This window comes from Mycobacterium sp. IDUB_5, from assembly GCF_055419565.1.
The window spans coordinates 131671-150006 of record NZ_JBVAXX010000002.1; the positions used below are offsets into that span (position 1 = coordinate 131671).

19 protein-coding genes are annotated in these 18336 nt (G+C 68.5%); 7 read left to right on the forward strand and 12 right to left on the reverse strand.

Annotated features, from left to right (window positions below):
* The first annotated feature begins 63 nt into the window (after nt 1-63).
* On the forward strand, nt 64-885 hold the full coding sequence (locus tag ACZY1G_RS05610) for an SDR family NAD(P)-dependent oxidoreductase (RefSeq protein ID WP_463815605.1): 822 nt from the start codon (nt 64-66) through the stop codon (nt 883-885).
* Here ACZY1G_RS05610 and ACZY1G_RS05615 read toward each other — a convergent pair.
* The 5 genes from ACZY1G_RS05615 to ACZY1G_RS05635 form a co-directional block, all read right to left on the reverse strand.
* Entirely contained in the window at nt 818-1486 is a 669-nt protein-coding gene (locus ACZY1G_RS05615; RefSeq protein WP_463815604.1) for a DUF3159 domain-containing protein, read from the reverse strand. The two genes, ACZY1G_RS05610 and ACZY1G_RS05615, sit on opposite strands and share 68 nt — an antisense overlap.
* A complete protein-coding gene (locus tag ACZY1G_RS05620; protein WP_463821845.1) occupies nt 1483-3357 on the reverse strand; it encodes a S9 family peptidase in 1875 nt (624 codons plus the stop codon). The genes ACZY1G_RS05615 and ACZY1G_RS05620 overlap by 4 nt, the downstream gene beginning before the upstream one ends.
* A 104-nt stretch (nt 3358-3461) precedes the next feature.
* Nucleotides 3462-4103 (reverse strand): TetR/AcrR family transcriptional regulator, encoded by a 642-nt coding sequence (locus ACZY1G_RS05625; RefSeq protein WP_463821846.1) that lies wholly within the window; start codon nt 4101-4103, stop codon nt 3462-3464.
* A gap of 163 nt (nt 4104-4266) precedes the next feature.
* On the reverse strand, nt 4267-5115 hold the full coding sequence (locus ACZY1G_RS05630) for a glycine betaine ABC transporter substrate-binding protein (RefSeq protein WP_463822209.1): 849 nt from the start codon (nt 5113-5115) through the stop codon (nt 4267-4269).
* Nucleotides 5116-5120: 5 nt separating this feature from the next.
* Nucleotides 5121-6326 carry an NAD(P)-dependent malic enzyme gene (locus ACZY1G_RS05635; protein ID WP_463815829.1) on the reverse strand — a complete coding sequence of 402 codons (1206 nt, stop codon included), beginning with the start codon at nt 6324-6326 and terminating at the stop codon, nt 5121-5123.
* A gap of 131 nt (nt 6327-6457) precedes the next feature.
* Here ACZY1G_RS05635 and corA point away from each other — a divergent pair, with 131 nt between their 5' ends.
* Nucleotides 6458-7564: a magnesium/cobalt transporter CorA gene (gene corA / locus ACZY1G_RS05640; RefSeq protein ID WP_463815601.1), complete on the forward strand. Its 1107-nt coding sequence runs from the start codon at nt 6458-6460 to the stop codon at nt 7562-7564.
* A gap of 4 nt (nt 7565-7568) precedes the next feature.
* Here the strand turns inward: corA and ACZY1G_RS05645 are convergent, their stop codons facing one another.
* Together ACZY1G_RS05645 and ACZY1G_RS05650 are read right to left on the reverse strand one after the other, a co-directional pair.
* Nucleotides 7569-8174, reverse strand: a complete 606-nt coding sequence (locus ACZY1G_RS05645; RefSeq protein WP_463821847.1) for a suppressor of fused domain protein — start codon at nt 8172-8174, stop codon at nt 7569-7571.
* Nucleotides 8175-8176: 2 nt separating this feature from the next.
* Nucleotides 8177-8692 carry a YflT domain-containing protein gene (locus ACZY1G_RS05650; protein WP_463815599.1) on the reverse strand — a complete coding sequence of 172 codons (516 nt, stop codon included), beginning with the start codon at nt 8690-8692 and terminating at the stop codon, nt 8177-8179.
* Between the two features lie 132 nt (nt 8693-8824).
* On the opposite strand from ACZY1G_RS05650, the gene ACZY1G_RS05655 reads away from it, so the two are divergent.
* Nucleotides 8825-9448, forward strand: coding sequence for a DUF4190 domain-containing protein (locus ACZY1G_RS05655; protein ID WP_463815597.1), 624 nt, complete (start codon nt 8825-8827; stop codon nt 9446-9448).
* On the opposite strand, the gene ACZY1G_RS05660 is transcribed toward ACZY1G_RS05655, so the two are convergent.
* Nucleotides 9445-10413, reverse strand: coding sequence for an HpcH/HpaI aldolase/citrate lyase family protein (locus ACZY1G_RS05660; protein ID WP_463815828.1), 969 nt, complete (start codon nt 10411-10413; stop codon nt 9445-9447). The two genes, ACZY1G_RS05655 and ACZY1G_RS05660, sit on opposite strands and share 4 nt — an antisense overlap.
* A 25-nt stretch (nt 10414-10438) precedes the next feature.
* Here ACZY1G_RS05660 and ACZY1G_RS05665 point away from each other — a divergent pair, with 25 nt between their 5' ends.
* The 4 genes from ACZY1G_RS05665 (at nt 10439) to ACZY1G_RS05680 (ending at nt 14883) form a co-directional block, all read left to right on the forward strand.
* A complete protein-coding gene (locus tag ACZY1G_RS05665) occupies nt 10439-11734 on the forward strand; it encodes a magnesium transporter MgtE N-terminal domain-containing protein (RefSeq protein WP_463815596.1) in 1296 nt (431 codons plus the stop codon).
* On the forward strand, nt 11731-12273 hold the full coding sequence (locus ACZY1G_RS05670; RefSeq protein WP_463815595.1) for a DUF1003 domain-containing protein: 543 nt from the start codon (nt 11731-11733) through the stop codon (nt 12271-12273). The genes ACZY1G_RS05665 and ACZY1G_RS05670 overlap by 4 nt, the downstream gene beginning before the upstream one ends.
* Nucleotides 12274-12363: 90 nt before the next feature.
* Entirely contained in the window at nt 12364-13689 is a 1326-nt protein-coding gene (locus ACZY1G_RS05675) for a lytic transglycosylase domain-containing protein (RefSeq protein WP_463821848.1), read from the forward strand.
* 36 nt (nt 13690-13725) lie between these two features.
* On the forward strand, nt 13726-14883 hold the full coding sequence (locus ACZY1G_RS05680; protein ID WP_463815593.1) for an Mrp/NBP35 family ATP-binding protein: 1158 nt from the start codon (nt 13726-13728) through the stop codon (nt 14881-14883).
* A 6-nt stretch (nt 14884-14889) separates the two neighbouring features.
* On the opposite strand, the gene tatB is transcribed toward ACZY1G_RS05680, so the two are convergent.
* The 4 genes from tatB to sigE all read right to left on the reverse strand — a co-directional run bounded on the left by tatB (nt 14890) and on the right by sigE (nt 18206).
* A complete protein-coding gene (gene tatB, locus ACZY1G_RS05685) occupies nt 14890-15306 on the reverse strand; it encodes a Sec-independent protein translocase protein TatB (protein WP_463815592.1) in 417 nt (138 codons plus the stop codon).
* A 4-nt stretch (nt 15307-15310) separates the two neighbouring features.
* Nucleotides 15311-16798 (reverse strand): serine protease HtrA, encoded by a 1488-nt coding sequence (gene htrA, locus ACZY1G_RS05690; protein ID WP_463815591.1) that lies wholly within the window; start codon nt 16796-16798, stop codon nt 15311-15313.
* Nucleotides 16799-16893: 95 nt separating this feature from the next.
* Nucleotides 16894-17301, reverse strand: a complete 408-nt coding sequence (gene rseA, locus ACZY1G_RS05695; protein WP_463815589.1) for an anti-sigma E factor RseA — start codon at nt 17299-17301, stop codon at nt 16894-16896.
* Nucleotides 17302-17390: 89 nt separating this feature from the next.
* Nucleotides 17391-18206, reverse strand: coding sequence for an RNA polymerase sigma factor SigE (gene sigE, locus ACZY1G_RS05700; protein ID WP_463815588.1), 816 nt, complete (start codon nt 18204-18206; stop codon nt 17391-17393).
* Nucleotides 18207-18336 lie beyond the last annotated feature (130 nt).

An 18336-nucleotide genomic window follows, 5' to 3' on the forward strand; every position in this document is an offset into this window, starting at 1 on the left:
ACCGCGGGTACCGGTTAGGCTCGGGATCACTCAGCACGCGTCCAACAACTCGAGGGAGTGCACATGCAGGGCTTCGCCGGAAAGGTGGCCGTCGTGACCGGCGCCGGCTCAGGCATCGGTCAGGCGCTGGCCATCGAACTCGGCCGCTCCGGCGCCAGCGTGGCGATCAGCGATGTCGACACCGAAGGCCTGGCGGCCACCGAGGAACGCCTCAAGGCCATCGGCGCACCGGTGAAGGCCGACCGCCTCAACGTCACCGAGCGGGAGACCTTCCTGCTCTACGCCGACAGCGTCGCCCAGCACTTCGGCAAGGTCAACCAGATCTACAACAACGCGGGCATCGCATTCACCGGCGACATCGAGATCAGCCAGTTCAAGGACATGGAACGGGTGATGGATGTCGACTACTGGGGAGTGGTCAACGGCACCAAGGCCTTCCTGCCGCACCTGATCGCCTCCGGCGACGGCCACGTCGTCAACGTCTCGAGCGTGTTCGGGCTGTTCTCGGTGCCCGGCCAGGCCGCCTACAACGCGGCGAAGTTCGCCGTACGCGGGTTCACCGAGGCGCTGCGCCAGGAGATGGCTCTGGCCGGCCACCCGGTGAAGGTCAGCTGCGTGCATCCCGGCGGCATCAAGACCGCAATCGCCCGCAACGCCACCGCCGCCGAGGGTCTGGATGCCGAGCAACTGGCCAAGACGTTCGACAAGAAGCTCGCCAACACCAGCCCTGAGCGGGCCGCGCAGATCATCCTCGACGGGGTCCGCAGGAACAAGGCTCGCATCCTGGTGGGTAACGACGCGCGGATGTTCGAGTACGTCATCCGGTTCGTCGGAGCGGGCTACCAGGGCCTGTTCCCGCGTGTGGTGTCGCGGCTGACGAAGTAGTCCGTCGGGAACCGCGGATGGCCCACACGACGACGAGTAGGGCGAGCGCGGTCAACGGGTAGCCCATCGCGATGCGGGCGACAGCCAGCCAGGCCACCGAATGCTCGCCGTACAGCCAGAACTGCACGATGAAGCGGGCAGTGAACACGACGGTCAGAGCGGCCGTGGCGATGTCGTACCGCAGGCGTGTGCTCCGATGGGTGCGCCATGCCTGTCCGCTGCCGGTGAGGGCACTCCAAACCACACCCACTAGAGGTTGCCGAATGATGATCGATGCCGAGAACATCACGGCGAGAAGCAAACTCGCCCAGATACCGACCACGTAGTAATCGCGCGCGTCGCCGGTCCAGAAGGCGATGACCGCACCGACCGCCACCCCGAACAAACCGGAGAAGGCGGGGGCGAGTGGCTCACGCCGGGCCAGCCGCAGTGCAGCGACCCCCGCGGCCGCGCCCACCCCGAGCATGACCGCGAGGTGAAGCGGAGCCGCGGCGTCGACCGCGGCGAACACCACGGTGGGCAGACTCGCATAGAGCATCCCCGACCAACCGCCCATGCGGGCGAGCAGGGTCGGCGTCACATCGGATTCCCCGGCACTCACGCCCGACCTCCCAGGTGCTTGGCCAGAAAGCCCACGATCCTCCCGTACATCTCGATCGTGCTCTCCGGATTGACGGCGCCGTGACCTTCGGTGGACTGGACCAGGTAGTCAACGTCCACACCGCGGGCGCGCAGCGCGTCGACCAGGTTGTCGGACTCGGCCTGCACGACGCGAACGTCGTTGGCGCCCTGGATGACCAGCAGCGGTGTGCGGACCTGATCGACCTTGGTGATCGGTGAGCGCGACATCATGTCGGCGAGCTGTTCGGGATCGTCAGGGTCCCCGACGTAGGCGTGCCAGTTGTTGACCAGGTGCGGACGAGCGATGGGTGGCAGGGTCCGCATGAAGTTCGCGAGATCCGAGATGCCGACGTAGTCGATGGCTGCGGCGAAAACATCTGGGGTGAAGGTGATTCCGACAAGCGCGGCATATCCGCCGTAGGAGCCACCGAAGATTGCGACACGCTGCGGGTCCGCGTAACCCTGCTCGACAGCCCAGGTGACCCCGTCGATCAGATCGTCGTGCATCTTCTGTGCGAACTCACCGACCGCGGCCTTGAGGAACGCCTTGCCGTATCCCGTCGACCCGCGAAAGTTGACCTGCAGCACCGCATATCCGCGATTGGCCAGCAGCTGGACGCCGGCGTCGAAGCCCCAGGAATCCCGATACCAGGGCCCGCCGTGGACGGTCAGCACCAGCGGTAGCTCTCGCGGCTCGACACCGACGGGCACTGTCAGGTATCCGTGGAGTGTCAGACCATCGCGGGCGGTGAGGGTGACCGGCCGCATCGGGGCCAGTACGGCCGGGTCCAAATGCGGTAGGGGCCGGAACAGCAGTCTGCTCTGGCCGGTGCGGTGGTCGTACAGATAGGTGGCGCCCGGGTCGCGGTCGTGATTGAAGCTGACCACCCAACGCTGCCCGTCCTCGTCCGATGACAGGCGTCCGAGGTCGCCGTCGGAGAGCTTCTCCAGATTGGCGAGGACGTCGGCGAAATACGGATCGAGCGCGTGAATCACCTGGCGCTGCGCGTAGTATCGCACGGCGAGCAGCTCGCCGGTGCGGCGATCGCAGATGAGCGGCCCCGGCAGGATCGGACTGACCGCGGCCCGCGGATCGAGGTCGTACTCGGGGTGGCTGTCGACCTCGGTCTCGTCGCCGGTCGCGAGATCGACCCGGACGAGGCGTGTGCAGTCGGTACCGCGATTCGATCCCATCCACACACCCGTGCCGTCGGGCGTGATGGCCATCGGGTGGATGCCGACCGGGTAGTCGCTGCCGTCGAAGGTCGCGATGCGGTCGAGAGTGCATCCGTCCCAACGGGAGAGCTCGAGGTCGCCGTCCGGGGTCAGGGAGGTGGCGAGCAGATCCCCGCGGTCATTGGCGAGCCAGCCGTTCACGTGGCCCGGATTTTCCGCGAGAAGGGTGAGCCGGCCGGTGGCGATGTCGAGTTCGTACGCGTCGAGCAGCGTGACGTCCCGGTTGTTGATCATCACCGTCGCGGTGCCGTTCTTGACCTCGCAGATCGGAAGGGCCATCACGCCGGGAAACGGCGTCAGGTCGACGGCGGGCGAATCAGGGTCGTCGAGATCGACCCGGTGGATGTGCCAGTTCTCGTCACCGTCCTTGTCCTGCAGATAGATCAGCCAGCGGGGGTCGTCGGTCCACTCGAAGTGCAGGACGCTGCGGTTGTCGTCGGCGGTCACGCAGCGCGGGATCGCGGAGTCGGCATCCAGGTCTTCGACCCAGACGTTCAAGCGGTTTCGCCATGGCGCGAGAAACGCGATTCGGGTGCCGTCGGGTGAGATGGTGGCGGCGGCCCGGGTGGGCGGGCTGAACAGGTCGGCGACGGGAATCAGATCGGGTGCGGTCATGGCTTCTCTTCCTGGTTGTGGGCGCACGGGGTCGCACCGTCGAGATGGTGCTCACTCGACGGATCAATGGTGTTGCGGCAGAACGGTTCTAGAGTGGCTCGAGGTCAGTGCGGCACGGGTCCGCCCAACTGGCCGTTGGTCGCGTCTCTGATGGCACGGTCGATCATCGCCAAGGCCTGCTGCTGGGTGATCTTCTCCTTCTCGACGATGGCCCGGTAGCCGACGTCCTCGTCGATGACCCGAAACGCAGCGGTGACTGCTGCCGCGAAAAGCCGGGCGGTCACGTCGTTGTCGGCGAGGCCGAGCCGATCGGCGATGATCGGGACGAAGGCGTGCTCCATCTCGTCGTGCACCATCAGATAGGCCGTCCGCAACGCCGGTTCGGTGAGCGACAGGGTCGTGATGCGGAGAGCACTGATCTCGTCGGCGATGTCCTGCGGGCTCAGCGGGTTCTCCGTGTAGGTGACCGCCATGTGGTCGGCCAGCGACAATTCCGGCGGCCACCGGCGGGCGAGCTCGATAAAGCGTTGCGCCGACAACGCCAGCACGGGCTCCACGCAACTCTCCTTGGACCGGAAGTACCGCCAGATCGTCCGCGTCGACAGTCCTGCGGCGGCGGCGATGTCGTCACCACTGGTGGCCGACACCCCGCGCTCCCAGAACAGACCGCATGCATGCCGGGACACCTCGAGTCGGGCTCGAGCCTGCTTGTCATTGGCCGCCCCCACCGGCAGTGAGGTGCTCACCATAAACGCTCCTGTCACTTAGTGTCATTACCGAGTGTGTCACTAAGTGACAGTGCGGTCAAGGCGCGCGCCCCAGGCGCGCGCTCGGAGGGCGCGAGCGCGCGCAGCCTGCCAGGGATTGCGGCGTGTTGTTGTGCAAACGCGCGCGCTCGCCGAACGACCGCTAGTTGCTGGCACCGAGGGGGTGCGCCTCCAGCCACCCCGCGGCCACCTGACCCGGCTCGGCGCCCTCGGCGATCTCGCGCCGCATGTCGGCCAACGATCCGGTGTCCAGGACGCCCGCGATCTCGTTGAGCGCCAACACTTGCGACTCGCTCAACACATTGCGCCGGTAGAGCGGCACCAGGTTCTCGGCCCGGATCAGTGACGTCTTGTCCGACAGCACGACCACGTCCGACGGCACACCCGCGGCCGCTGTCGACGTCCACGCCAGGCCCACTTCCCCAGCCTGCAGCGCTGCGAACATCGTTGCAGCATCGGCGAATTGACGCGCCCGCGGCAGCGTGCACGTGCCGATCGACGTCGGCCACGACGTGCCGCTGACCGCACCGACCGCGAGATCGGAGGGACACCGCCGCGCCAGCGCCGAGACATCGGCACCGGCGTCCCGCGCACCCGAGGAGGTCATCGCCACCGCCGGCTTGTCCTCGGCCGCCGTCGTGTAGTCACCGGCGGCCACGCCCTCCGGCAGCGCGGCCAGCAGGGAACGGTAGACCTGAACATCCGAGCGCGCCGGCGCGTCCGGGTCGAACCGTGCGAGGAGCCGGCCTGTCCAGCCCGGCACCACGGTGGCGTCACCGGAATCCAGACCTGCCAGCGGATCGTCGACGACTCGGACCTGAGCGGCGCTGCCGTAGAAGCCCAGCGCTGACGCGTACAGGTGCGCGACGACCTCGGCCTCCCCTCCGGCGGTGGTCGCGACCGGGATCGGCGGCGGAGCCGGCCGCCCTGCGCAGGCGGCCACACACCACACCAGTGTCAGTGCGGCGATCAACCGCGTCGTCCGGCGCAGCAGACTCAGTCCTCGGATGCGGCGGCGACGGCCGCCGCGACCGCCGGACCCACCCGCGGATCCAGCGCGCTCGGCACGATGTGGTCGACGGCCAGGTCGTCGCCGACGACGGAGAATATCGCCTCGGCCGCGGCCATCTTCATCCTCTCGGTGATCCGTCGGGCACCCGCGTCCAGCGCGCCGCGGAACACCCCGGGGAACGCCAGCACGTTGTTGATCTGGTTCGGGAAGTCACTGCGTCCGGTGGCCACCACCGCGGCGTACTTGCGCGCCACATCGGGATGGATCTCCGGATCCGGGTTGGACATCGCGAAGACGATGCCGCCGGGCGCCATCGTCGCGATCAGCTCCTCGGGCACCAGCCCTGCCGAGACCCCCATGAACACGTCGGCACCGGCCAGCGCCTCGGCCATGCCGCCGCGCAGCCCCCGGGGATTCGTCCGCGTGGCGAGCTCGGCCTTGAACCGGTTGAGGTCGTCGCGGCCGGTGGCCACGATGCCCTTGCTGTCGAGCACCGTGACATCGCGAATACCGCGGGCCAGAAGAATGTTCGCGCAGGCGATGCCGGCCGCGCCGGCACCGGAGATCACCACCTTCAAGGTGTGCATGTCCCGGTCGAGCACCTTCGTCGCGCCGAACAGCGCGGCGAGCACGACGATCGCCGTGCCGTGCTGGTCGTCATGCATCACCGGGCAGTCCAGCGCCTCGATCACCCGCTGCTCGATCTCGAAACAGCGCGGCGCGGAGATGTCCTCGAGGTTCACCGCACCGAAGGTGGGCCGCAACCGGATCAGCGTCTCGACGATCTCGTCGGGGTCCTTGGTGTCGAGCACGATCGGGATCGAATTGAGCCCGCCGAAGGCCTTGAACAGCGCGCTCTTGCCCTCCATCACCGGCAGTGACGCCGCCGGCCCGATGTCACCGAGCCCCAGAACCGCGGTGCCGTCACTGACCACGGCGACCAGACGGTTCGCCCAGGTGTAGCGGGCCGCCAGCGTCGCGTCGGTGGCGATGGCCCTGCTCACCTGCGCCACACCCGGGGTGTAGGCGATCGACAGGGCGCGCTGGGTGTCCAGCGGCGAACTCAGCGCCACCGAGAGCTTGCCGCCCTCGTGCGCCTCGAAGATCTCCGCGTCGTCGACCACCACCTGCGGGGTGCGCGTCACGACGTCGTGTTCTGGGGAAACCGCACTGTCCGCCACGGGCGTCAGGGTAACCGACCGCGGGGTCATCACAAGAGCGAGTTGTGCTGTCGTGAGCAGAAGGTGAGCAGACCGTATCAGCTTCGGCGCGTACCATCCGTCTAGCCGAACCAGGCGGGTGTCCGAAGGGAGGTCGGCCGGTGCCATCATTTCGTGCGCTGCCACCGTCGCTGATGCGCCAGGGCGGCCGACCACGTCCCGATCATCCCGACGCGCGCAGCATCCACGTTCCCGTGGCTCGGGCGATGGTCGACTGCGGGGTCTACTGCGAGGGAAATCGCTTGCCCGGCAAATACACTCACGCCGCGGCGCTGAACAAGGTGCGCGAGATCGAAGCCGAGGGGCGGCCCGCGTTCGTGTGGATCGGACTGCACGAACCCGACGAGCATCAGATGCAGGCCGTGGCCGACGTGTTCTGCCTACATGAGCTCGCGGTCGAGGACGCCGTGCACGCTCACCAACGTCCGAAGCTGGAGCGCTACGACGACACCTTGTTCCTCGTGCTCAAGACGGTGAAGTACGTCGACCACGAGTCGATCGCCAACATGCGAGAGATCGTCGAAACCGGCGAGGTGATGATCTTCGTCGGACCGGACTTCGTGGTGACGGTGCGCCACGGCGAGCACGGCGGCCTCGCCGGGGTGCGCAAGCGCCTGGAGGCCTCACCGGCATCGCTGAAACTCGGCCCCTACTCGGTGATGCACGCGATCGCCGACAGCGTCGTCGACCATTATCTCGACGTCACCGATCTCATCGAAACCGACATCGACGCGATGGAAGAGGACATCTTCTCGCCGCGGCCACTGACCGATATCGAGTCGATCTACCTGCTCAAGCGGGAAGTCGTCGAGTTGCGCCGAGCCGTCAACCCCCTGGCTACCGACCTGGAACGCATCGGTACCCACCATGACGACCTGATCAACGTCGAGATCCGCCGCTACATGCGCGACGTGCTCGACCACACCATCAAGGCGGCCGACCGGATCGCCAGCTTCGACGAGCTGCTCAGCTCGCTGGTGCAGGCCGCGCTGGGCAAGGTGGCGATGCAGCAGAACGTCGACATGCGCAAGATCTCGGCCTGGGTGGCCATCGCCGCCGTCCCCACGGCGCTGGCCGGGATCTACGGCATGAACTTCGACCACATGCCCGAATTACATTGGGCATGGGGCTATCCCGCGGTCCTGCTGTTGATGGCGACGGTGTGCCTGCTGCTGCATCGCACGTTCCGACACAACAACTGGCTCTAGGACCTCAGGCCGGGCTGGCCGCTCTCCGACGTGGATCGGTCACGTCCACCCGGTCCTGCTCCCAGGCCTCCCGCATCGCCTCGGCACCCTTGAGCCGCACCCAGGCGGCCTCGGTCGGGGTGATCGGCACCGCGGCCAGAATCGCCACCGGCGACGCCGGGTCCGGCAGTTCGATGTCGTCGATATCGCTGCGCCCCAACAGGAATGCGGTGAACGGCGCACCGTCCCACAGCGGCGTCTCCAGGTCGATCAGCGCGTCGGGCTCCAACACCAGGCCCTCGACGGCGGGGGCCGCGGCCACCACGGCGACCGAGCGAGCCAGGCCGGTGGGCGCCGGGCCGCGCAGCGCCACTGCCACCTCGGCGCGCGGTCCGCGCACCGGATCCATCATTGCTTCGGCCGGATCCACCATCGGCTGCGACGAGCACCCCAGCGACACGTAGTGGGCAGGCGCGTTCGGGCCGTCCCCGCCTGATTCACAGCCCGAGTCGAAGCGCAGCACACGGATCCGGTCGGCCCCGAGAAAAGTCACCGAGGCCTCGGCGGGTTCGCCCGAACTCCGGAAATGCTCGAGTACCCGCGCCCGGACCGCAGCGGTGACGTCGACCACGGTCAGATCTTCAGCCGGGCCAGCAGATCTCGGCCCTGCTCGGCACTCTGCGGGTCGCACAGCACGTCGTAGCGACCCGCCACCAACTGCATGGTGGAGCTGAAGTCCCGGGTGCCGCGCGCCATCGCGTAGGGCACGGCGGAGGTGATCAGGCCGAAGAACACGCCGGCGACCAGGCCGGTGATCAGCGATCCCCACGGGCTCGGGCTGAAGAACCCGAGGATCAGGCCGATGAACAGGCCCAGCCAGGCGCCACTGATCACGCCGCCGCCGAGCACCTTGGGCCAGGAGAGCCGGCCGGTGACCCGCTCCACCTGCATGAGGTCCACCCCGACGATCGTCACCTGCTCGACCGGAAACTGCTGATCGGACAGATAGTCCACGGCGCGCTGGGCTTCGGCGTAGGTGGGGTAGGAACCGATCGGCCATCCCTTGGGCGGGGTGGGCAGGCCGACCGGGCGGCCGCGGCCCGAGGGCGGTGCGCCCGGCGTCTGGCCTGACTGAAACGGGCTGGTCATGTCCTTGCACTCCTCCGGTGTGACAGGTCGATCTGGCATACCTCGTCGTTGCATCAACGCACCGGAGCGGGCAAAGGTGCCCGGCTCCGACGGTCCCGACCGCCGGTATGTACTTAGGCTAGGTTGATTCCCATGACAAGTCAGGACGACGACGCACGTCGTATCGACCGTTCCGACTCACCCGGGTCCGAGCCCTCGTCGGAGGGTTACGAGGCGCCGCCGATCGAGCAGTCCTCGACTCCGACGGACTACCCGCCGGCCTACAACCCACCGCCGCCGCCCTATTCCGCCCCGTCGGACTATCCGCCGCCCCCGCCCGGTTACGGCGCGCCCTACCCGGATCCGAGCGCCGGAGCCCCGTACCCCAACCAGGGTTACGGCACCCAGGGTTACGGCGACCGGGGTTACGGCGACCAGGGCTACAACGCTGCGTCGTATCCGCCTCCGCCGCAGTACGGCACCACACCCGGTGGCTATCCCCCGCCTCCGATGGGCTACCCCGGCCCGGACTACGGCTACGGCCCGCCCGCCCCGCAGGGCACCAACACGATGGCGATCGCCTCGCTGGTCGCCTCGATCCTCGGCGTCTGCTGCGGTATCGGGTCGATCGTCGGCATCGTGCTCGGCATCCTGGCGATCAACCAGATCAAGGAGACCCGCCAGGGCGGTCATGGGCTGGCTGTCGCCGGTATCGCCGTCGGCGCGGTCACCCTGGTGATCAGCCTCGTCTGGGGTATCGCCGCGATCAGCGTCTAGCTCGCGCCACCGGCAGGCGGGGTGAACCGCTCGCCGGTGCGCTGCATGCCCGCCGCGCGTCCCTTGCCGGCGATCACCAACGCCATCTTGCGGCTCGCCTCGTCGATCATCTCGTCGCCCAGCATCACGGCTCCCCGGGCGCCACCGGCCTGCGAGGTGTGCCACTCGTAGGCTTCGAGGATCAGCTCGGCGTGATCGTAGGCCTCCTGGCGGGGGCTGAAGATCTCGTTACCCGCCGCGATCTGATCGGGATGCAACACCCACTTGCCGTCGAATCCCAGCGCGGCAGCACGCCCTGCGACCCGCCGGAACGCCTCGACGTCGCGCACCTTCAGATAGGGCCCGTCGATCGCGTTGATTCCGTTGGCGCGCGCGGCAATCAGGATGCGCATGAGGATGTGGTGGTAGGCGTCGCCGACGTCGTACCCTTCCGGCTGCTCCCCCACCTCCAACGTGCGCATGTTCAGGCTCGCCATCAGGTCGGCGGGGCCGAGAACCAACGCGTGCATGCGCGGGCCGGCGGCGATGGCGTCGATGTTCGTCAGCCCGCGCGCATCCTCGATCTGCGCCTCGATGCCGATGCGCCCGACAGGCAACCCGTGCGAGGCTTCCACTTGGGACAGCAGCAGATCCAGCGCGTGCACATGGGAGACATCGGTCACTTTCGGCAACACGACGATGTCCACCGACGCGCCCGCGTGGCCGATGACCTCGATCACATCCGTGTGTGTCCACGGCGTGGTCCAGTCGTTGACCCGCACTCCGCGCAGCTGATCGCCCCACCCCGGCTCGGCCAGCGCGGCCGCGACCTGCTCGCGCGCTTGGGCTTTCGCGTCGGCGGCCACCGCGTCCTCGAGGTCGAGGAACACCTCGTCCGCGGGCAGCGTCTTGGCCTTCGCGATCATCTTCGCGCTGCTGCCCGGCACGGATAGGCATGTTCGGCGGGGTCGATAGCGGTTTTGCACAACCACAGTCTCTACTCTGACAGTCATGGCGTCGGTCAACAGGGTCTATGCGGCCCGGCTCGCGGGAATGGTGGTGCTGGGTCCCGACGGCGAATCGATAGGCCGTGTGCGTGATGTGGTGATCAGCATCAGCCTGGTCCGGCAACAGCCCCGAGTGCTCGGGCTTGTCATCGAATTGCTCTCGCGCCGAAGAATTTTCGTTCCGATCCTGCGGGTCACCGCGATCGAACCCGGCGCGGTGACCCTGGCGACGGGCAGCGTGTCGCTTCGCCGCTTCTCGCAGCGGCCCGGCGAGGTGCTGGTGCTCGGCCAGGTCCTGGAGACCCGGGTCCGCGTCGACGATCCCGACCTGACCGAACTCGCCGGGATCGACGTCGTCGTCGTCGATCTCGGCATCGAACAGACCAGGACGCGGGACTGGATGGTCACCCGGGTCGCGGTGCGTCCGCAGCGCAGGCTCGGCCGGCGCAGCAACGTGCACACCGTGGACTGGACCCACGTGCAGGGCCTGACGCCGTCCGGGCTGGCGATGCCGGATCAGGGCGTCGCGCAACTGCTCGAGCAGTTCGTCGGCCAACGACCCATCGAGGTGGCCGACGCGATCCGCGAGCTGCCCGCCAAACGCCGCTTCGAAGTGGTCAACGCACTCGACGACGAGCGACTCGCCGACGTGCTGCAGGAGCTGCCCGAAGACGAGCAGTTCGACGTGCTGCGGCAGCTGAAGACCGACCGCGCCGCCGACGTTCTCGAGGCGATGGACCCCGACGATGCGGCCGACCTGCTCGGCACCATGAGCCCAGCCGACGCCGAGCAGTTCCTGCGCCGGATGGATCCGGAGGAGTCCGAGGACGTGCGCCGCCTGCTCAGCCACTCACCGAACACCGCGGGTGGTCTGATGACCTCGGAACCGGTGGTTCTCGCGCCCGACACCACGGTGGCCGAAGCCCTTGCGCGCGTGCGCGATCCGGATCTGACGCCGGCGTTGGCGTCGCTCGTGTTCGTGGCCCGGCCGCCGACCGCGACGCCGACAGGCCGCTATCTGGGCTGCGTCCATCTGCAGCGGCTGCTGCGCGAACCCCCCGCGGCGTTGGTCAGCGGCATCGTCGACACCGACCTGCCCAGCCTGAATCCGGAGGATTCCCTCGGTGCGCTGACCCGCTACTTCGCCGCCTACAACCTGGTGTGCGGGCCCGTCGTCGACGACGAGAACCACCTGCTCGGCGCGGTGTCCGTCGACGACGTCCTCGATCACCTCCTGCCCGACGACTGGCGCGAACGCGAGGCAGAGCAGCTGATCGTGACCGCGGAGAAGGCCACATGAGCGAGTCCTCGGCCCGTCAGCGGCTCGACACGCCGCGGGTCTCCCGCGCCCTGACCCCACGGTTCGACGTCGAGGCCGTCGGCCGCGTCAGCGAGCGCATCGCCCGGTTCCTCGGCACGGGGCGCTACCTGGCGATCCAGACCATCATCGTCATCGTGTGGATCCTGCTCAACGCAGGAGCGTTCGCCTGGCAGTGGGATCCCTACCCGTTCATCCTGCTGAACCTGGCGTTCTCCACCCAGGCCGCGTACGCGGCGCCGCTGATCCTGCTCGCGCAGAACCGGCAGGAGAACCGGGACCGGGTCTCGCTCGAGGAGGACCGGCGACGCGCCGAACAGACGAAAGCGGACACCGAGTACCTCGCCCGCGAACTGGCCGCGCTGCGCCTGGCCGTCGGCGAAGTGGCCACCCGTGACTACCTGCGCCGCGAACTCGAGGAGATCCGCGACCTGATCGCCGAGTTACGCCCCGCGGACAGCGTTGCCGAGCCCGATGCGAGCAAATCCGACAGCAGTGACAGGCGCTCGCGCAGATCCTGAGGGACAGCTGTGGCCAATGCTGTAACACGGCCGTGTCCCAACCGATATGGTGACTGAGTTCACAGGCCCCCACACAGCGAGGACGGTTGCGTGCACATAGGTGGACGAGCGGCTCTCGGAGCAGTGAGATGTCGGGCGGGACGCCTGATCCGCATGCCGGCCTTCGGCGTTGCGGCTGTGCTGACTCCCCTGGTGCTGGCCGGCGCGGTCGGCGCTTCCGCGCCGTCACCCCACTCACCGTCCCGCGACACCGCGGTGATGCCGATGGCCGCGATCGCCCCCTCGTCACCGAGTTCCGCCGGAGCCTCGGTGGTCGCGGTCGCCAAGACCCCGACCCCGCTGCGGATCGCGGCAGCCACCGTGTCCGCACCCCCACCGGCCATCGTGGTCAATGCGCCCGGCACGCTGCGCATCCCGTCGATGGCTCTGGCGGCCTACCGCAACGCCGAAGCCAAGATGGCCGCGACCACGCCCGGCTGTGGGGTGAGCTGGAATCTGCTCGCCGGAATCGGCCGCATCGAGTCGATGCACGCCAACGGCGGCGCCACCGATGCCCGCGGCACCGCCGTGCGACCGATCTACGGCCCCAGCCTGGACGGCACGCTGCCGGGCAACGAGGTGATCGTCCAGAGCCGGGGCTCCGATCGTGTGGTCTACGCCCGCGCGCTCGGCCCGATGCAGTTCCTGCCCGGTACCTGGTCGCGCTACGCCGCCGACGGCGACGGCGACGGCAAGGCCGATGTGCAGAACGTCTTCGACGCGTCGCTGGCCGCCGCCCGTTACCTGTGCAGCGGCGGGCTCAACCTGCGCAACCAGCCCGACGTGCTGGCTGCGATCCTGCGCTACAACAACTCGATGGCCTACGCGCGCAACGTGCTGGGCTGGGCAGCGGCGTACGCGACGGGCGTGGTGCCGGTGGATCTCCCGCCGATCAGCGGCGAGGTGCCCGCGCTCGGCGACAGCCACCTGGACCGCCCCGAGGGACTCGGGCCCGGCATGCCACTCAACGCCGCAGGGCTGCCTGCCAACGATCCCTTGGCACTGCTGCAGCTGGGGCAGCGCACCGACGTCGCCGCCCTGATGAACACGAACGTCCCCGGGTTCGCGCCGGGACAATCACTCGGACCGTTGCCCGGCCCCGCACCCGAGGCAGCGCCGCAACCGGCGCCCGCACCCCCGCCCGCCTGGGTGCCGCCGTGGGTCACGCCGCCGCCGGCCCAGCAGCAGCCGCAGTGCGCGGTGTTCTGCATCAACTCTGCAGTCCCTCCGGCCGCCCCGCCGGCGATGCCGGCCGCTCAGCCATTGCCGCCCGCAGCGCCGCTGATGCCCGCCCAGCCTGCTCCGCCTCCGGCCGCCCCCGCCCTGCCGCCGGGACTGGGGCCGGCACCGGGACCCGCGCCCGGCCCGGTGGGCTGACGGCTCCGACCAGCGTCAGGCCTACACTCTCGGGTGATGTCTGACCACACCCCTGACCTGACTGGCCCCGACCTGACGAAAGCTGTCCGCGCCGCGCTGGCCAAGGTCATCGACCCCGAACTCCGACGCCCGATCACCGACATCGGCATGGTCAAGGACGTCACCGTCGACGCCGACGCGTCCGTGCACGTCGAGATCTACCTGACCACCTCGGCATGCCCGAAGAAGACGGAGATCTCCGAGCAGGTCACCCGAGCCGTCAGCGACGTGCCCGGCACCGGATCGGTCCGCGTGACGCTCGACGTCATGAACGACGAGCAGCGCGCCGAACTGCGCAAGCAGTTGCGCGGCGACTCCCGCGAACCGGTGATCCCGTTCGCCCAACCCGGCTCACTGACCCGCGTCTACGCGGTGGCATCGGGCAAGGGCGGCGTCGGGAAGTCCAGCGTCACAGTCAATCTGGCGGCCGCGATGGCGTCGAAGGGGCTGTCGGTCGGGGTGCTCGACGCCGACATCTACGGCCACTCCGTGCCTCGCATGATGGGCACCACGGACCGCCCCACCCAGGTCGACTCGATGATCCTGCCGCCGGTGGCCCACGACGTGCGGGTCATCTCGATCGCGATGTTCACCCAGGGCAACACACCCGTCGTCTGGCGTGGGCCGATGCTCCACCGCGCACTGCAGCAGTTCCTCGCCGACGTGTACTGGGGCGATCTGGACGTGCTGCTGCTGGACCTGCCGCCCGGCACCGGTGACATCGCGATCTCGGTGTCCCAGCTGATCCCCGGCGCCGAGATCCTCGTCGTCACCACGCCGCAGCTGGCCGCCGCGGAGGTCGCCGAGCGCGCCGGCGCCATCGCGCTGCAGACCCGTCAGCGCATCGCGGGCGTCGTCGAGAACATGTCCGGACTGGTGCTGCCGGACGGCTCGACGATGCACCTGTTCGGGGAGGGCGGCGGTCGACAGGTCGCCGAGAGCCTGTCGCGCTCCGTCGGCGCTGATGTCCCGCTTCTGGGCCAGGTGCCACTGGATCCGGCTCTGGTCAGCGCCGGGGACTCCGGGGTTCCGCTGGTGCTGAGCGCGCCGGAGTCGGCGGCCGGCACCGCATTGCGCTCGATCGCCGACGCCCTGTCGACCCGCAAGCGCGGGCTGGCGGGGATGTCACTGGGCCTCGACCCGGCCGGTCGCTGAGCCCCGCTACGTCGCGTCGGGGTCGAACTTGGTGGCGCCGGGCTCTTTCTTCACCGGGAACTGCGCTGGTCCCGGGCCGGACTGCGGCTTCTCTGTCGGTGTCTCCGGCGTCTGGGGTGTCTGTGGCGAGTCGAATCGTCCGGTGAAGATCGAGTCGTCGCCGTCGAGCAGGTGTTTGGTGAGCGCAGCGCGCGGCGTCATCCCGCGCAGCTTCTGCAGTTCCGAGAGTGGTTCCCGCAAGTCATCGAACTCGGGCCCGAGGTCCTCCCGGAGTTGGCTGGTGGCCCCGGAGATGTAGTCCCGGGCCTGTCGCACCGCACCCGATGTCCAGCGGATCGCACCAGGCAGCCGCTCCGGCCCCAGGATCACCAGACCGGCGATCACCAGGACCAGCATCTCGCCCCAACCCACGTTGGCGAACATGGGCCTAGGTGCTGTTGTCGGGGCCGGGAATGACGGTCAGGGTGACCCGACGGCCGTCGCGCATGACCTCGATGGGGGCGGGCTCACCGATCTTGAGCTGCCGGACCGCGACGACGAACTCGTCGGCGTCGGCGACGTCGCGGTTACCGACCTTGACGACGACGTCGTTCTCGAGGATGCCCGCGCGTTCCGCAGGGCCGCCCGCGGTCACGTTGGCGATCTGGGCACCCTTGGAGACGTCGTTGCTGACCGAGCGGGCGGTCAGGCCCAGCGTCGGGTGCGCGATCTTTCCGTCCTGGATCAGGGCCTCGACGACCTGCTTGACCTCGTTGACCGGGATCGCGAAGCCGAGCCCGCTGGCACTGTCGGACAGCGACTTGCCGGCGGTGTTGATGCCGATGACCTCGGAGTTCATGTTGATCAGCGGACCACCGGAGTTGCCGTGGTTGATCGATGCGTCGGTCTGCACGCCGTCGATCACGGTGTCGGTGTCCGACCCCTCGCCCGAGAGCGGGACGGGCCGGTGCAGCGCGCTGATGATGCCGTGGGTGACCGTGCTGCGCAGGCCAAGAGGAGCACCCGCGGCGATCACTTCTTCGCCCACGCGCAGCTTCTCCGAGTCGCCGAGGCGAGCCACCGCGAGGTTGTCGACGTTGTCGACCTTGAGGACCGCCAGGTCGGTCTTGGGGTCGCGACCGACGAGATTGGCAGGCACTTCCTTGCCGTCGTTGAAGACGACCGACATCTTGAACTTGCTCGGATTGGTCGCCGCCTCGGAGATCACGTGATTGTTGGTCACGATGTAGCCGCGGCCGTCGACGATGACACCGGAGCCCTGTGCGCCCTCCGTGTCGCTCTTCGCCTCGATCGTCACGACAGAGTCGGCGACCGCGGCGGCCACCTTCGCGAACTGGCCCTGCGGCGGCTCGCCGTTGTCGCTGGTCTCCAACGTCACCCTGGACGTGGTGAACGCCTCGACGACTTCGGCGGTCTTGCGACCGACCACGCCGCCGGCGACGCCGATGACCAAGGCGACGATCCCGAGCACCACGAGGGCGAACCAGGACACCCTGCCGCCGAAAAGCACATCACGCACGCCCAGCTTTCCGGCCGGGGCGGTCGGCGCCGCAGGCGCGACGTGTGTGACGGCCGGGGTGCCCAGCGCCACCGGGGCTCCGGGGTTGCGCCACGGATCGTCGACGTCGTCCCCGTCACCGTCGCGCTCCGCGTTCAGGGCGCCGGCGTCGGTCGGGTGGCGCTGCAGCGAATCGCCGCCGGGGTACGGGCGTCCGAAGGCCTCGGCGAGGACGGGGTCCGGCGGCTGATCCTTCGGCGCGTACTCGCCCTGGTCGCGGCTCTGCCCGCGACCGATGAACGATCCGCTCACCCCGTCGGGCCTGCCGAAGGCGCGCTTGGCGGCCGGATCGACCGGAGGCCGCGACACCGGGCGCGGTTCGAGACGCTCCCGACCGGTCTGGTCCAGATTGGTCACGCGTAGATCGCCCTTCTCGTCACCGTGTTCAGCACCTGCAAGTGTGAGACGCCAGCAATCAACGGCATCCGGGCCGGGCCGACGTCACCCTCACCCTACCGACGCTTCCGACGGGTGCGAGATGCACCGTCGGCCAGCTGCGGGGTGTCGGCCGGCCCCGATTCGTGTTCAGAATGTTGCAGAGGCGCATGCTGCGGGATCTGGGAGAGCAAGCCCAGCAAAGAGCTCGGCATCGCAACGGGGCACGCGTCGCGCAGCACTTCCCTGGCTTGGCGTTGGCTGTCGACCTCCATCGCGCACTCCGGGCACATCGACATGTGGTGAGCGGCACGCAGGTGCGCGCTCATTCGCAGTTCACCGTCGACGTACGCGGCGACGGCCTCGGTGGACAAGTGCTCGGTACTTCCGAACTGTCGAGGTCCGACGGGTGCGTCACTCTGCGCCGCGAACTGCGTGGGAAGCCAGGAGAAGGCGCGACGGAACGCATGTCCGGGATCGAACACCACCCGACTCCTCTCCGGTCATGAATGCAGGCCTGTCTCGAATGTAGCGCGGCTTTCTGTGCATTCGCCGTTCAACATCGCGACCGATATCAGGCCGATGCAGCCGAACCATGGATGGTCGTGATGTCACTGTGCCGAGCGAGGTACTCGCGCAGCGCCTGCCGACCACGATGGATGCGGCTGCGCACGGTGCCGAGCTTGACGCCCAGCGTCGCGCCGATCTCCTCATAGGACAAACCTTCGATATCGCACAGCACCACCGCGGCGCGGAACTCCGGGGCGAGCGAGTCGAGCGCGGCTTGCAGATCCGGACCCAGCCGCGAGTCGTGGTAGATCTGCTCGGGGTTCGGCTCGTCCGCCGGCACCCGCTCGTAATCCTCGGGCAGCGCCTCCATGCGGATACGTCCGCGGCGGCGCACCATGTCGAGGAACAGGTTCGTGGTGATGCGGTGCAGCCAGCCCTCGAAGGTGCCCGGCTGATAGTTCTGGACCGACCGGAACACCCTGATGAAGGTCTCCTGGGTCAGGTCCTCGGCGTCGTGCTGGTTGCCCGACAGACGGTAGGCCAGCCGGTAGACGCGGTCGGCGTGCTGGCGGACGAGTTCGTCCCAGCTCGGCATGGCGGCGTGATCGCCGGTGGCGTCGAAGACGGCCGTGCCGGTCAACTCGTCGGTGGTCTCCACCCATTCGGCCTCGGTGAACTGCTCGAGATGAGCCATCGAGACGGGCGCAGAGACGGGGGCAGCGCTGCTGCCGGGGGCTTGGGTGGTCGTCAGATCCTCCAGGTCGTGCGGACTGTTCTGCGGCACGGAACTCGGCGTGTACCGCTCGGCCGAGACAACGCGGCGCAGTGAGACATTCTTCCCGCGGTCAGCGATCTCGTCGCGGTGCGCGGCGTCTGTCATGCGAACACGTTCTCCCGTCGTGGTGAGCCAGGCATATGAGCAAACTGAACATTTCCTGAGAATGCTCGCTACCCATTTTCGACCAGCGGAAACGCCGCACCCGCCCGGAGCGGCGGCTCTCGCGGCGAGC

Coding starts and splice junctions, on each gene's coding strand:
- ACZY1G_RS05680 (WP_463815593.1), top strand. CDS start 13,726: ATGTCTGACCACACCCCTGACCTGACTGGCCCCGACCTGACGAAAGCT.
- ACZY1G_RS05655 (WP_463815597.1), top strand. CDS start 8,825: ATGACAAGTCAGGACGACGACGCACGTCGTATCGACCGTTCCGACTCA.
- ACZY1G_RS05665 (WP_463815596.1), top strand. CDS start 10,439: ATGGCGTCGGTCAACAGGGTCTATGCGGCCCGGCTCGCGGGAATGGTG.
- ACZY1G_RS05620 (WP_463821845.1), bottom strand. CDS start 3,357: ATGACCGCACCCGATCTGATTCCCGTCGCCGACCTGTTCAGCCCGCCC.
- ACZY1G_RS05670 (WP_463815595.1), top strand. CDS start 11,731: ATGAGCGAGTCCTCGGCCCGTCAGCGGCTCGACACGCCGCGGGTCTCC.
- ACZY1G_RS05650 (WP_463815599.1), bottom strand. CDS start 8,692: ATGACCAGCCCGTTTCAGTCAGGCCAGACGCCGGGCGCACCGCCCTCG.
- sigE (WP_463815588.1), bottom strand. CDS start 18,206: ATGACAGACGCCGCGCACCGCGACGAGATCGCTGACCGCGGGAAGAAT.
- ACZY1G_RS05610 (WP_463815605.1), top strand. CDS start 64: ATGCAGGGCTTCGCCGGAAAGGTGGCCGTCGTGACCGGCGCCGGCTCA.
- tatB (WP_463815592.1), bottom strand. CDS start 15,306: ATGTTCGCCAACGTGGGTTGGGGCGAGATGCTGGTCCTGGTGATCGCC.